Origin of the sequence: Brachyspira sp. SAP_772 (assembly GCF_009755885.1) — a bacterium.
Taxonomy (GTDB): Bacteria; Spirochaetota; Brachyspiria; order Brachyspirales; family Brachyspiraceae; genus Brachyspira.
The window spans coordinates 1-578 of sequence record NZ_VYIX01000309.1 but is presented as its reverse complement, the minus strand read 5'-3'; the positions used below and the strand labels follow the sequence as shown (position 1 = coordinate 578).

The window sequence follows — 578 nt, the reverse complement described above, 5'->3', positions numbered from 1 at the left end:
TAATGTAAAAAAACTTGCATATGGAATAGTAAGAGATATTGTAGAAAAACTAAAAAGAAAAATGGAACAAGATATTAAAAAAGTTTTTTATGGTAAGAAGCTTCCTCATTCTTATACAATGCAAAAAAAAATGTTTAAAAATCTTGATGTAAAAAAAACAATAAGACATAATTTAAAAAACTATAATATTCAAGATAACACAATATTTGTAGATAAACTTTATTTTAATAACAATATAAAAAACTACAATCCTTGGCATATTATAATACTTGTRGATGAAAGCGGATCTATGCTTGATAGCGTTATATATTCTTCTATAATGGCGTCAATATTTGCTAATTTGCCTTATTTATCTGTGAAGCTTATTATATTTGAYACTTCWATAGTTGATCTTACTGATTATGTTAAAGACCCGGTGGATACTCTTTTAAAGGTTCAATTAGGAGGMGGAACTGATATTGTTAATGCTTTGGAATATGCTAAAAAAATTACAACTATTCCAGATAAGACTATATATTTGCTTATAAGCGATTTGGAAGACAGCAATGATTATAAATGTATGCATAATAGTGTAAAGG

General features: G+C 25.8%; 1 protein-coding gene. It reads left to right on the top strand.

The window, feature by feature from the left end; all coding sequences use genetic code 11:
• A partial coding sequence (locus GQX97_RS14215) for a VWA domain-containing protein (RefSeq protein ID WP_157152360.1) occupies positions 1–578 on the top strand: 578 nt, incomplete at both ends.